17 protein-coding genes are annotated in these 13868 nt (G+C 37.5%); 15 read left to right on the plus strand and 2 right to left on the minus strand.

What is annotated here, in order from left to right:
* The 13 genes from AC3B6Y_RS06220 to AC3B6Y_RS06280 all read left to right on the plus strand — a co-directional run bounded on the left by AC3B6Y_RS06220 (position 1) and on the right by AC3B6Y_RS06280 (position 10758).
* Positions 1-264 (plus strand): IreB family regulatory phosphoprotein, encoded by a 264-nt coding sequence (locus AC3B6Y_RS06220; RefSeq protein WP_489757249.1) that lies wholly within the window; start codon positions 1-3, stop codon positions 262-264.
* Complete coding sequence (gene ruvX / locus AC3B6Y_RS06225) at positions 261-701, plus strand: Holliday junction resolvase RuvX (RefSeq protein WP_489757250.1); 441 nt, start codon at positions 261-263, stop codon at positions 699-701. Before AC3B6Y_RS06220 ends, ruvX begins: the two co-directional genes overlap by 4 nt.
* A 12-nt stretch (positions 702-713) precedes the next feature.
* The gene (locus tag AC3B6Y_RS06230) at positions 714-1019 is read left to right on the plus strand and encodes a DUF1292 domain-containing protein (RefSeq protein WP_489757251.1); all 306 of its coding nucleotides are present in this window, start codon (positions 714-716) and stop codon (positions 1017-1019) included.
* 24 nt (positions 1020-1043) lie between these two features.
* Positions 1044-1586 (plus strand): CvpA family protein, encoded by a 543-nt coding sequence (locus AC3B6Y_RS06235; RefSeq protein WP_489757252.1) that lies wholly within the window; start codon positions 1044-1046, stop codon positions 1584-1586.
* Positions 1587-1837: 251 nt separating this feature from the next.
* Positions 1838-4192, plus strand: coding sequence for an endonuclease MutS2 (locus tag AC3B6Y_RS06240; RefSeq protein ID WP_489790716.1), 2355 nt, complete (start codon positions 1838-1840; stop codon positions 4190-4192).
* Between the two features lie 77 nt (positions 4193-4269).
* Entirely contained in the window at positions 4270-4578 is a 309-nt protein-coding gene (gene trxA, locus AC3B6Y_RS06245; RefSeq protein WP_489757254.1) for a thioredoxin, read from the plus strand.
* Positions 4579-4750: 172 nt separating this feature from the next.
* The gene (locus AC3B6Y_RS06250) at positions 4751-4891 is read left to right on the plus strand and encodes a teichoic acid D-Ala incorporation-associated protein DltX (RefSeq protein ID WP_489757255.1); all 141 of its coding nucleotides are present in this window, start codon (positions 4751-4753) and stop codon (positions 4889-4891) included.
* Between the two features lie 11 nt (positions 4892-4902).
* Positions 4903-6414, plus strand: a complete 1512-nt coding sequence (gene dltA, locus AC3B6Y_RS06255; RefSeq protein ID WP_489790718.1) for a D-alanine--poly(phosphoribitol) ligase subunit DltA — start codon at positions 4903-4905, stop codon at positions 6412-6414.
* Positions 6407-7627: a D-alanyl-lipoteichoic acid biosynthesis protein DltB gene (gene dltB, locus AC3B6Y_RS06260; RefSeq protein ID WP_489790719.1), complete on the plus strand. Its 1221-nt coding sequence runs from the start codon at positions 6407-6409 to the stop codon at positions 7625-7627. The genes dltA and dltB overlap by 8 nt, the downstream gene beginning before the upstream one ends.
* An 83-nt stretch (positions 7628-7710) precedes the next feature.
* Positions 7711-7953: a D-alanine--poly(phosphoribitol) ligase subunit DltC gene (gene dltC, locus AC3B6Y_RS06265; RefSeq protein ID WP_489757258.1), complete on the plus strand. Its 243-nt coding sequence runs from the start codon at positions 7711-7713 to the stop codon at positions 7951-7953.
* On the plus strand, positions 7946-9226 hold the full coding sequence (dltD, locus tag AC3B6Y_RS06270; RefSeq protein WP_489790721.1) for a D-alanyl-lipoteichoic acid biosynthesis protein DltD: 1281 nt from the start codon (positions 7946-7948) through the stop codon (positions 9224-9226). Before dltC ends, dltD begins: the two co-directional genes overlap by 8 nt.
* 140 nt (positions 9227-9366) lie before the next feature.
* Complete coding sequence (murI, locus tag AC3B6Y_RS06275; protein WP_489790028.1) at positions 9367-10161, plus strand: glutamate racemase; 795 nt, start codon at positions 9367-9369, stop codon at positions 10159-10161.
* Positions 10162-10164: 3 nt separating this feature from the next.
* Positions 10165-10758, plus strand: coding sequence for an XTP/dITP diphosphatase (locus tag AC3B6Y_RS06280; protein WP_489790027.1), 594 nt, complete (start codon positions 10165-10167; stop codon positions 10756-10758).
* Positions 10759-10892: 134 nt separating this feature from the next.
* Here AC3B6Y_RS06280 and AC3B6Y_RS06285 read toward each other — a convergent pair whose 3' ends face one another.
* Positions 10893-11801, minus strand: a complete 909-nt coding sequence (locus AC3B6Y_RS06285; protein WP_489757262.1) for a mechanosensitive ion channel family protein — start codon at positions 11799-11801, stop codon at positions 10893-10895.
* Positions 11802-11911: 110 nt separating this feature from the next.
* Between AC3B6Y_RS06285 and AC3B6Y_RS06290 the strand changes: the two genes are divergently transcribed.
* Positions 11912-12313 carry a DUF948 domain-containing protein gene (locus tag AC3B6Y_RS06290; RefSeq protein ID WP_489790722.1) on the plus strand — a complete coding sequence of 134 codons (402 nt, stop codon included), beginning with the start codon at positions 11912-11914 and terminating at the stop codon, positions 12311-12313.
* Positions 12314-12327: 14 nt separating this feature from the next.
* Positions 12328-12606, plus strand: coding sequence for a hypothetical protein (locus AC3B6Y_RS06295; RefSeq protein WP_489757264.1), 279 nt, complete (start codon positions 12328-12330; stop codon positions 12604-12606).
* 82 nt (positions 12607-12688) lie between these two features.
* Here AC3B6Y_RS06295 and AC3B6Y_RS06300 read toward each other — a convergent pair whose 3' ends face one another.
* Positions 12689-13792, minus strand: coding sequence for a M24 family metallopeptidase (locus tag AC3B6Y_RS06300; RefSeq protein WP_489757265.1), 1104 nt, complete (start codon positions 13790-13792; stop codon positions 12689-12691).
* Positions 13793-13868 lie beyond the last annotated feature (76 nt).

Below are 13868 nucleotides of genomic sequence, written 5' to 3' on the forward strand. Positions count from 1 at the left end.
GTGAGTTCTTTAGATAATACAATGAGCTTTGACTTCAACGAGAGTCGAAGACAGGATGTTCGCGATACTTTGCAAAAGGTTTATAAGGCACTGGAAGATAAGGGGTATAATCCTATCAACCAAATTGTAGGTTATCTGTTGTCGGGTGATCCAGCTTATATTCCCCGTTATAATGATGCGCGTAATTTGATTCTAAAGCATGAGCGGGATGAAATTATTGAAGAATTAGTTCGTTATTATTTAGAAAATGGTGACAATCATTGAGAATTATGGGCTTAGATGTTGGCTCCAAGACCGTTGGTGTCGCGGTGAGTGACCTACTAGGCTGGACTGCTCAAGGTGTCGAAATTATCCGCATTGATGAAGACCAACAAGAGTTTGGTTTGGAGCGCTTGGCACAGTTAGTACAGCAATATCAAGTAGAGCAATTTGTCGTGGGCTTACCTAAAAATATGGATAATTCTGAGGGTGAACGTGTTACTAAATCCCAAGAATATGGTAAAATGATTGCCACAAAGTTTAATTTACCCGTTGATTATATTGATGAACGCTTAACGACAGTGCAAGCTCAACGGATGTTGATCGAAGAGGCTGATGTATCACGGCATAAACGTCATCAAGTAATTGATGAAGTCGCAGCGATGATGATTCTGCAAAATTATTTAGATAAACTGGCCTATCAAAAGGCTAATCCACAGTAGAGAGGTTAACTAATGGACGGCAAACCTGAAAATATTGACCAAGAAATTGTCTTAAGTGACGATCAAGGCAACCAAGAAGTTTATAAAATTTTATTTACATTTGATTCGGATGATTATGGCAAATCATATGTTCTAATGTATCGCGCTGCTCAAGAAGATGACGATGAAATTGAAATTCAAGCTTTTAGCTTTATTCCTGATGAAAATGGGGATGTAACTTCTGGTGACTTGATGCCAATTACTGATGACGATGAGTGGGAAATGGTACAGGAAGTTTTAAATACCTTTTCTAGTGATGAAGATAATTCACAACAATAAATTTTATAATGATCAGGTGTCAGAATGTTAAGTGTATTAATAATTCTAACTTTGGCTTACGGAATTTATGCTGGGATTAGAAGAGGATTAGCGCTGCAAAGCGTTTATACAATCGGTTATGTAATTAGTTTCGTTTGTGCGTGGGGCACTTATCGCTGGTTAGGTCCTAAATTAGACTTAATTGTTCCTTATCCATCCGCTTCGCCGCAAAGCTATTTTGCTTTTTTTAGTCAACGTGTACGATTAAGTTTAGATAGTTCCTTTTATTTAGGAATTGCATTCTTATTTGTGGTTTTTGGTGGTTGGTGTTTAACGCGAATAGTTGGAGCGTATTTTAACGATTTGACGTATCTTTCTTTCGGCGGTGATTTTAATCGCCCTTTGAGTGCAATTTTGGCTTTAGTATGCAATTATGTGGGAATTTTTATGGTCTTATATATTTTAGCCTTAATTCCAATTACGGGCTTGCAGCATATTTTAAGTCGTTCGACAATTGCTTCAACAATGATCCGTTACTCAACTGGACTAACACAATTGTTTACTAATTTGTTAATTGGTGTTTTATAAAGAAACTGAGCATAAAGTTATTTAGAACATGCAAAATAATGGGAACAAATCAAAAGGTGTGCTTACTGAAAAGATTTGTCTAGGTTATCGCAAATTCTAAGAACTTTGGACTCAGTTTTTTGTTTGGTTAGAAAATTAACCACTACTGAAAATTTATTCAAAGTATGCTGGTAGTTATACAGACAGCGCCAGCTGACGAACAATATTGATGTAATGTTGTGAAATTAATTTAACAATAAAGGAAGAACAAGATGAATCAACGGATTTTAGAAACGTTGGAGTACGACAAAATTTTAAACTTAATGACGCCATTTTTAATAACAGAGCCGGGAAAACGACAACTGAAACAATTAAAACCGCAAACCAAGCGGTCTTTGGTGCAGCAATTACTGGATGAAACTGCCGATATTGTGGAATTACATCGCTTAGCACAAGATTTGCCGTTAGAACCGGTTCACGAATTACAATCTGAATTAAAGCGCATTAAAATTGGCGCAGTGCTCAATGGTAATGAACTATATCGAGTTAGTAGTGTATTACGGGTTAGCAATCAATTAAAGACTTTCTTTGATCAATTACGTGTTGATGGGGTGTCATTAAATCAGTTATACCGCTATGGTGAGCAACTCGTTACACTAGCTAGTATTAATGAACGTTTGCAGCAATCGGTCGATGAACAAGGGAATCTGTTAGATGATGCTGATCCGCAATTAAAGCAAATTCGGCGGACAATTAATCATTCGCAACAAAAAGTACGGGCCCAAATGGATCATTATTTACAAGGCAATAGTCGCAAATATCTCACAGAAAATTTAATTACCATTCGCGATGGCCGCTTAGTTTTACCTGTGCGTCAAGAGGCACGCAATCACTTTGGTGGAGTTATTCATGACCAAAGTGCTAGTGGTCAAACAGTTTATGTAGAACCTCAGAGTGTCATTAATTTAAATAATACGATTCAAGAGCAACAAGCTTTAGAAAAACAAATTATTCAACGCATTTATCAGCAATTAAGTGATTTATTGCGACCTTACGTCACCGAGTTACAACAAGACAGCGATTTAATTGGCCAATTGGACTTAATTCAAGCTAAAGCACAATTGGCGCAACAACAACAAGCTACTCAGCCAATAGTCACTGCTAATCAAGTTATTGCTTTAAATCAAGCACGTCATCCGCTAATTGATGCGCAACAGGTCGTAGCGAATACGATTAATTTGGGGCAAGATTTTCAGAATTTAATTATTACGGGTCCAAATACGGGTGGTAAGACGATAACGTTAAAAACGGTCGGCTTATTGCAATTAATGGCGCAATCGGGGTTATTTATTCCTGCACAAACGGGGAGTAAAGTAGCAGTCATGACTGAAATTTTTGCTGATATTGGTGACGAACAATCAATCGAACAAAATTTGAGTACGTTCTCGTCACATATGGACAACATTATTACAATGTTACCGCAATTAAGCGATTCTAGTTTAGTTTTATTAGACGAATTAGGTGCGGGCACGGATCCACAACAAGGAGCAGCCTTGGCAATTGCTGTAATTGAGGCGATGAGTCAAAGTCATTGCTTATTGATGGTCACCACCCATTATCCTGAGTTAAAATTATTTGCTTATAACTATCCGCAAACAACCAATGCTTCCATGGAATTTGATTTGCAAACTTTAAAGCCTACTTATCGATTGTTAATTGGGATTCCAGGAAGTAGTAATGCTTTTGATATTGCTCAAAGACTAGGGATGCAAACCACGATTGTTGAGCGGGCACGCCATTTACAGAGTGGCGCTGATCAAGATTTGAATGAAATGATTCAAGATCTAGAGCGTCAGCGGAAGCAATTTGAAAAACAATATCAGCATTATCAACAACAATCCCAACAACTGCAAGCGCAAGAACGACAATTAAAACAAGAGCAACAAGCTTTAGAACAACAACAAGATCAAATTTTAAATCAGGCTCGTCAACAAGCCAATCAGCTGGTGGATCAAGCACAACAACAATCAGACCAAATTATTCAAGATTTGCACCGTTTACAAAAAAAAGCCCCTAATTTAATCAAAGAAGATCGAATTATTGCGGCCAAAACTGGTTTGAAAAACTTGCATCAAGACCCCGTGCTCAAAAAAAATAAGGTCTTGCAACGGGAAAAACGCAAGCAACAGATCAAAGTGGGCGATGATGTCCATGTTGATGAATATGGTCAAGATGGAGTGGTCGTTGGTCAGGATAAAAAAGGTAATTTTGAAGTGCAATTGGGAATTATCAAAATGAAATTAAAACCAGAACAGTTAACTAAGGTCAAAAATGCAGCTGCTGCGCAACAGAGTCATTTTTCCCAAAAACGGGCGCATACTAACGTCCCCTTAAAGCTTGATTTACGAGGCGAACGTTATGAAGAGGCTATGAATGATTTGGAGCAGTATTTAGATTCAGCCTTGATGGCGGGCTACGGACAGGTCACAATTGTGCATGGCTTTGGTACAGGAGTGATTCGCAAAGGCGTTTGGAAAATGTTACGACAAAATTCTCGTATTAAATCTTTCGAATATGCCCCAGCTAGTTCTGGTGGCCAGGGTGCAACCATTGTGAAGTTTGGCTAAAGTGCCAGGCAATTAATTGGTTTCTGAATAGATAGTTGTTATAATAAATTATGTAATTATTTAAAGGAGATGAGCTCATGGTTGACAGTTTAACTGATCAGGATTTTGCAAATGAGACTAAAGAAGGCTTGGTGTTGACCGATTTTTGGGCAACTTGGTGTGGTCCTTGTCGGATGCAATCACCAGTAGTTGAAAAATTATCTGAGCAATACGATGATGTTAAATTTACCAAAATGGATGTTGACGCTAATCCCAAGACACCAGAACAATTTGGTATTCGGGCAATCCCAACTTTAATTTTGAAAAAAGATGGTCAAGTTGTGGAAACTTTGGTAGGTTATCAAAGTGAAGACCAATTAAAACAAGTAATTGCTAAACACTCCTAAACAGGACTGTGCTGCGTTATTTGATAGTTATTAATAAATAATTTATGAGGAACTTTTTGTTTACACTGTGCAAAAAAGATATTTTTTTGTAAGTAGTAGAGGGAAAGTTCTTTTTTTTTAGAATATTGCGTTATAATGTGTTTGTTTAAATTTTTTAGTTTGGGGAGTTTTTATGTTCAAAAAATTTTGGCAGCATCCAACAGTGCGGTTTGTATCGTTGACTTTACTGTATTTTCTCATCATTATGGCTTTGGTGTATTTATATAGTTATTCTGGTATTAATAATAGTAAATTCATCTACAATGAATTTTAGGAGGAAGCCTTTTGAATGAAAAAATAACTAATCTTTTGACAACAATCGATCAGATTGCGCAAGATAATCCGGCTATTTGCTATCAAGATACTGCCGGTCAGCATTCTTATCAAGAATTATTTCATGATAGTCAACAATTAGCAGCTTATTTGCAAAGTTTGGACTTGCCGACTGGTGAGCCGGTCATGATTTATGGAGATCAAAGTTTTCAAACTGTAGTGGTTATGTTAGCTTGTGTCAAAGCCGGTCATGCCTATATTCCAGTTGATGTTCATTCACCCAATGAGCGCTTACTACAAATTAGTGAGATTGCTCACCCAGCAGCGGTAATTGGTGTCCAAGAGTTGCCAATTACTCTGGATGTGATAACTGTTACACCACAGCAATTACAGACCGCTTTGGTTAGTTCACAACCACCATTAGATTCTGATTTAAGTGTCCAAGGTGATGATAATTTTTATATTATCTTTACTTCGGGGACTACGGGGGTACCTAAGGGAGTTCAAATTAGTCATAATAATTTGCTAAGTTATGTTAATTGGATGTTATCTGATTTTAATTTGCCACAGCAAGTTCGTTGTTTATCACAGCCGCCGTATTCGTTTGATTTGTCGGTAATGGACTTGTATCCGACTTTAGTGTTGGGCGGCAAATTATTGGCTTTAGATCAAGCAACGACTGATAACTTTGCGCAATTATTTCAGGTTTTACCGACACTAGACTTACAGGAATGGGTTTCAACACCATCTTTTGTGGAATTGTGCTTATTAGATAAAAATTTTGATCAACAACACTATCCACAATTACAGCATTTTTTGTTTTGTGGTGAAGAATTAACGCGCAGTACAGTCCAAACACTGTTACAACGTTTTCCACAAGCCCAAGTCTTTAATACCTATGGACCAACTGAAGCTTGTGTTGCGGTAACTTCGATTGAAATCACTCCACAGATCATTGAACAGTATGAGCGTTTACCAATTGGTTATGCTAAAGCTGACACGAATATTACCTTGGTTGATGAATCAGGACAATCAGCCCAAGCCGGGGAATTAATTATTAGTGGTCCCAGTGTTTCGAAGGGCTATTTGAATAATCCTGATAAAACGGCTCAAGCTTTTGAAAAACAGGCTGGACGTTTGGCTTACCGTTCTGGCGATTTGGCAACTATGGATTCGGACGGTTTATTGTTTTATCGTGGACGCACGGATTTTCAGGTGAAGTTACATGGTTATCGCATTGAGCTAGAAGATATTGATCAAAATTTAGCGGCTTTGCCACAAGTTGATCAAGCTGTCACTGTTCCGCGTTATGATGCGCAGCATAAGGTGAGCCAATTGGTGGCTTTTGTAGTCTTGAATCAAGAACTAGAGCAAGCATCTACCACCTTAAAGCAAGAGTTAGCACAAAATGTCATGTCATATATGGTGCCCCAGCGCATTGAGGTACGACAAGCTTTACCGAAAACCGCTAATGGCAAAATTGATCGGAAAAAATTGATGGCTGAGGTAAATCATCATGCCTAATGTGCAACCCTATCAAAATCCACAGTATTTTATTCTGTTACTCATTGCCTTACTGCCATTAATGATTGGTTTATATCATGGTAAGCGTTGGCGGTGGTACGAAACAATCATTTCGCTGATCTTTTTGGTTTTAATTTTTGACAATGATAAACTGAAACAAGGCTTAGCTTTAATTGGGTATACGATTATCCAAGTCATTATCGTGGCAAGCTACAGTCATTATCGGACGAAGAAAGACTCACCTAATAAATTTGGAATTTTTGCCTTAGCAGTCTTCTTATCCATTATTCAAGTAGCAATTGTTAAATTTACGCCCCTCTTTGATCACGGGCGGGATTCGATTGTGGCGTTTTTAGGAATTAGTTATTTAACTTTTAAAACGGTCGGAATGTTAATGGAAATTCGCGACGGTGCTATTAAGGAATTTCATTTAGGAAAATTCTTACATTTTCTATTATTTTTCCCAACGTTGTCATCGGGACCAATTGACCGTTACCGGCGCTTTATTAAAGATTACGATAATGTGCCGACGCAAGCTCAATATGTTGAGCTCATTGGTAAAGGGCTGCATAATATCTTTTTAGGATTTTTATATAAGTTTCTTTTAGGTTACCTATTTGGAACGGTAATGTTGCCACGTTTGGAGCACATTGCCTTATTGCAACGCAATAGTCATTTTTTAGGACTATCTGTTTATGTGATTTTAGTTATGTATTGTTATAGTATGTATTTGTTCTTTGATTTTGCCGGTTACAGTTTGTTTGCAATTGGGACCAGTTATTTAATGGGAATTCAAACTCCGATTAACTTTAACAAACCGTTTTTGGCACCGAATATTAAAGAATTTTGGAATCGATGGCATATGAGTTTGTCCTTCTGGTTCCGTGATTATATTTATATGCGTTTTGTTTTTTGGGCGATGAAGCATAAAGTTTTAAAGAGTCGGATCGCAATGGCGAATATTGGTTATTTGCTCTTGTTTGGTTTAATGGGAATTTGGCACGGCGAGACTTGGTACTATATTGTGTATGGGTTATTTCACGCCTGTTTAATTATCGGGACTGATGCTTGGTTAAGATTTAAGAAACGGCATCGTAAACAAATTCTGTCTAATCGCTGGACCAAATATTTGGGCATCTTTTTAACTTTTAATACAGTTTGTTTTAGTTTTTTAATCTTTTCAGGCTTTTTAAATCAATTATGGTTTAATTAAACAAACTGGTTAATGCGGTAATAGTTCATCAGATTGGATATAGTTTTATCTAATTTAAGTAAAATTAAAGGGGATCAATGATTATGGATATTCAAACAACAGTTTTAGATATTTTGGCAGATTTAACAGGGACAGATTCTGTGAAGGAAAATTTAGATGAATCATTATTTGATAGTGGTTTGTTGGATTCGATGGCTACAGTGCAATTATTACTCGAATTACAGCAGCAATTAGGTATTGACGTTCCGGTTTCAGAATTAGAGCGTAGCGAATGGGATACACCGAATAAAATTATTGCGAAGGTAAAAGATCTGGCCAATGAGTAACTTTAAAAAGTTAATCAAAATTATTGCTCCAATGTTAACCGCGGCACTTTTAGCCTTATTAGTTTTATACGGTCCGTTGAAAGTGCCCGCACCAGGAGCTACAACGGTTAAAAAGGCCGCCACTTCATTATCAGCGAATGTTTTGCGTGGTGATCAAATTAAAGATAGAGCTTTGGATGAGAATTATTTGATGATTATGGGGTCTTCAGAATTATCACGGTTTGATTCTTTTCATCCATCTGTCTTGACGCAGAAGTACCACCGTGGCTACCAACCATTTTTATTGGGAGCTCCAGGAACGCAGTCTTTGACGCATTTCTTTTCAGCACAAGCCATGGGAAAGCATTTGGATCATCACCGCGTAGTTGTAATTATTTCGCCGCAATGGTTCGTGCAAAAAGGCGTTGATAAAAATATGTTTGACTACTATTATTCTAAGCAACAGGCGACATATTTTATTAATCATGCCCGACCACAGACTGAAGCGGATCGTTACGCTGCTAGACGCTTGTTAAGTATGCCGGCAGGTAGTGCCGACGAAAATGTGGAAAGTGCATTAAAAAATATTGCCGCCGGCCAACCAATTAATGCCGAGCAACGCTTGATGATTACTGGTTTAGCTAGCAAAAACTTGCAGCATCAGGATCAATTATTCACACGCTTTTTCATAAAAGATCGTCGAGCAATGATTGCTGAACATGCGCGCGCTTTGCCTGATCATTATAATTACCAACAATTAGATGTGATGGCCAAAGACTTAGGTCAAGAACACTCCACTGATAATAATTTGGGGATTGAAAATAAATTTTATAATCAGAAATTAAAGAACTCTATGCGGGGATTAAAAAATAGTCAAGAACACTATACCTATGAATATGGCCCAGAATTTTCTGATTTTCAATTATTATTAAATCAATTTCAAAAACACCACGTGACACCTCTATTTGTGATTCCACCGATTAATCGGCAATGGATGGACTATACTGGTTTACAGGAGTCCATGCTAAATCGTTTTGACCATAAAATCACTTATCAGTTACGTTCCCAAGGTTTTCAGCATATTTTAGATTTGCATTCTGATGGTAATATACCTTACTTTATGCAAGATACGATTCATTTAGGCTGGCGCGGCTGGGTTAAGGTTGATCAAGGTATTAATCAATTTGTGCACAAAAAACAGCCACAACAGACTAATTACCATTTAAAAGATTATTTCTATACCAAAGATTGGCAGCAGCGTAAACCTACTACCATCTCTAATAAATATCACTAATGCTTAAAATGTAGTTCAGTAAGATTGAGATTGTATCAACTCTAGCTTAATTGGACTGCATTTTTACATATAGCCGCTCATTTGTAGTACACTAGAAATTCAAGTATTAATTACAATTTAAATTTGAAGGGTGTGAGTCGATGGATAATCGGCCAATTGGTTTTTTAGATTCCGGATTGGGTGGGTTGACGGCAGTCAAAGCTGCTTTAAAATTATTACCAGCTGAAAGTTCTGTTTTTATTGGTGATCAGGCACGGTTGCCATATGGACCTCGTTCACCGCAAGAAATCCAGCAATTTACCAAACAGTTAATTGCTTTTTTAATCACTAAAAAGGTGAAAGTAGTTTTAATTGCTTGTAATACAGCAACCGCTGCGGCCTTACCAGTAATGCAACAATTATTTCCAATTCCCATTTTTGGCGTGATTGATGCGGGCAGTCGCCAAGCAGTTCGCCAAACTAAGCAAAATAAATTGGGATTAATTGCGACCCAGGGCACCATTAATTCTCAAGCTTATGAAAAAGAAATTCAGCAGTTAGCGCCACAGATACAAATCTGCGGTTTACCAACACCGGAATTTGTGACGTTGGTTGAACAAGGTGATTTAAAAAGTTCAGCTGCCCAATTGCTAGTTCAACAAACGTTAGCGCCATTAATGCCGCAGTCGTTAGATACGTTAATCTTAGGGTGTACCCATTTTCCGTTACTGACACCTTTAATTCAAGCAGCAATGGGGCCTAAAGTTCAGCTAATTGATGCGGGTAGTGCTGCGGTCGTTGAATTAAAAGATTTTTTACAGCAACAGAATTTGACAGCTGCGCCAGATCATTTAGCTCAACATCAGTACTATACTACTGGCTCTGCGCAACAATTTAAAAAATTAGCAACGCAATGGTTACAACAACCGATTACAGCCCAACAAGTGGAGGTTTGATCAATGAAAAAGTTATTAGTGGCAACCAAGAACGCAAATAAAGTTCGAGAATTACAGCAATTATTAGCACAACAAGCAATTACAATTACCACATTATTAGATTATCCACAAGTGCCGGACGTTGCCGAAACCGCTACGACATTTGAGGGAAATGCGTGGTTAAAAGTTAATGCAGCCATCAAAGAATTAAATTTGCCAACACTTGCTGATGATTCAGGGTTGATGGTTGATGCGTTACATGGGCAACCTGGGGTACGTTCAGCGCGTTATGCCGGTGATCATGATGATGCTGCCAATAATGCGCGGCTGTTAGCGGAATTAGGCGGAGTTCCTCTGGAGCAAAGAACCGCCCACTTTGTCACGACTTTAGTTTATAAAGATCCCATTCAAGAGCAACAATTAGTGGTTAAAGGACAGTTGGATGGCTTAATATTAACAGTTCCGCGAGGCAATGATGGCTTTGGTTATGATCCCTTGTTTTATGTGCCACAACTACAGAAAACTTTGGCCGAGTTAACTACCGCTGAAAAGAATCAAGTCAGTCATCGAGCACAAGCTCTGAAAAAGTTTGTGACAGCTTATCAAGAATTAGGTTAGATGCTAGTTAATTGACTAGATTAAAGCCAATACTCTTTTACACAAATCGTTAATTTTAATAAGCCATAAAAAAAGACAGAAGTGGCAGGAAATTATTAAATTTCTAACCATTTCTGTCTTTTAATTGCGGCATTTTATTGTGTTAAATCAAGTTTGTTTTCGGGTAGGGCAATCTTAGCAGTTTGTAACGCGGCTAGATAAGCCTCCAAAAATTTACGTTTAACAATTAGTTGGGCGCCATTACGAGTATCAATTTGAATTTGATAAATTAAGATGCCGTTCACAACATCCGTTGGTCCTAATAAATGCGGCGCATTCACTAAATCAGGATCTTCGGGAGTTAGTTGTTGATTGACTTGACTCAAAACTTTGGTGACAGCTTTAATATCCGTATGCGGAAATAACTGTAAGTTAATAATTGTCGTCATGTTACCACGGGATAAGTTTTTAACGATGGTAATATTGCGATTGGGGACATAATTCAAAGTACCGTCAGCACTGCGAATTTGCGTAGTTCGTAAACCAATATAAGTGACTGTGCCAGAAATATCGCCCACGGTAACCGAATCACCAACGTCAAATTGTTGTTCCACTAGAATGAAAAAACCGGTAACCACATCACTGACGAAGCCTTGAGCACCGAGCCCTAAAGCCAAACTGAAAATACCGGCGCCGGTAATTAAAGTACCGACGGGAGCGCCCAAAATAGATAGAACCATATAAATGTAAATAAAGGCTAAAAAATAAAAATAAATATTTTGAGTTAAAGTCGCAATCGTGCGCGTACGATTGGAGCTAGTTTCACTACTTTTTAGATTGTTGGCAATCCGCGAAACAAAGCGGCGGCCTAATTTATAAAGTAACCAAAAGGCAATAGTTAATAGAATAATCTTGATCAAGTCACTGACAATTGTATTCAATAGGTTAATCCAGTATTGGGGATTATTGAGCTGTTGCCAGAATAATTGATTGTGATTAGCATTGTTTTGTTGCTGTTGTTGCGTATTATTATTGAGGTTATATTTACCTAAAATATTATTCAATGAAAGTACACTCCTTTAAGAACTAGTTTAAAGTATAACCGCTAAAATTGCCGTTGTCATGAATTGATGATAGAATTTATAATGATAATACAAAAACTGGAGGAATTAATATGACATTGGGACAAGTAGCAGGCTTAATTGCAGCTTTAGCCTTTGTAGTTTTAGTAATCTTTTTAGGAATGATGTTGGTTCAATTAGCGAAGGTTTTAAAGAACTTACAAGCTACTGTTGAAGAAACTACTAAAACTGTTAAGATGTTAACGATCGATGTTGATAAAATCGCTAATCAGGGCAATGATTTAACTGCCAAAGTAAATGTATTGATGGATGATGTTAATTCAAAAATAGCAAGTTTGAATCCATTGTTTGGAACTTTGGAAAATGTAGGAACGAGTTTAGAAAAAATGACTGATAAATCTGAAGCTAGTTCTAAACTACATTTGGGCAAGTTAAGTCCCAAAACTGCCGGTAAATTAGCAAAAGTAGCGTGGAAGATCTATCGTAAGAAATAAAGAGGTAATCTAAAATGGCAAAAGGTAAGTTTATTTTAGGCACAGTACTAGGTACAGGGTTAAGTTATTGGGCCTTTAAAAAATGGCAGGAGCATCAAAGTGAAATTACTGATTACGTGATTGAACATTTAAGTCAATTAGCGCAATTTGATTTTGGTCAAGTTCAGCAAATTTTGCATCATCAGAATACTCAAACATTACATCAAAATGTTACCTCGGCCAATGATGACACTAAAACCAATTTTGATGATATCAAATTAGATGAAAGTCAAATTGTCAAAACTGAAGATTAAAAAAATGAGGTGTTAACCTCATTTTTTTATTACATAAGATAAGCAAATGATATTATTCTGGAAGATTCAAGTACGATTTAACTTAACGAACCGGAATAGTTTGTAATTCTTTAGTGGTGTGGGTAAATGCTTCACAGCCATTGTCTGTTAAGTAAACACAGTCTTCAATCCGCACACCTGCGACACCAGGAACATAAATTCCAGGTTCAATAGAGAAGCACATACCAGGTTTTAATTCCATCTGGTTGCCTTCCATAATGGATGGAAATTCATGCGTAGAAGTGCCAATGCCGTGACCAAGCCGGTGGATGAAGTATTGACCATAACCAGCGTCTGTAATAATTTTGCGCGCAATCGCATCTAATTGTTCAGCGGTAATTCCTGGTTTAGCAGCATCCATGGCAGCTAATTGGGCTTCCAAACAAACATTATAGATATCTGTTTGTTGATCATTTAAAGTACCAAAAGCTACTGTCCGACTCGCATCGCTCATGTAACCCTGGTTGACAGTTCCTAAATCAAAGAGGGCCAAGGCATTGGCCTCAATTTTACGTTTTTCTGGTACACCGTGTGGATTAGCAGCATTGTCACCGGACTGAACGATAGTATCAAAACTCGTATGCATGACACCTTGCTTCATCAGACCATACTCAATTTCAGCTACTACTTGTTGTTCCGTGCGGCTAGTTGATAAAGCTTCAAACCCTAATTTAAAGGCATAATCAGCTTGTTTGCCAGCTTCTTTCATCAATTCAATTTCTGCTGGTGATTTGATTAATTTTAATTGATCCAAGAATTCAGAAGCATTGCCAGGGAATTGCGCATCTGGAAATTGTTTCTTAATTGCTTCATAACGAATGTAGGATAAATCGGCTTTTTCGATTGCCCAATTAGTAGTCTTACTGGTTCGTTCTTTAATATGATCAGCGATTAATTGGAATGGATCTTCATGGTCTAAATAACCAAACACATCATGTTTCCAGCCGGCTTTTTTGGCGGCACCAACTTCTAATTGCGGTGTGAATAAGAACGGCTCAGCATCTGGAAAAGCAAATAATGCTAGCACGCGCTCTTCAGGATCACTATGAAAACCTGTGAAATATAAAATATCAGTTGGATTACTAATATAAACAACATCGTAATTTTGATCAGTAACCCATTGTTGTAAACTTTGTAAATGATTCATGTCATACCTCCCAACATAATTATATCAAGTATAGCACTTTTTGAAAAAATGATGTATTTTCATCGAAGCGCTTGCA

This window comes from Bombilactobacillus sp. ESL1092, from assembly GCF_058107465.1.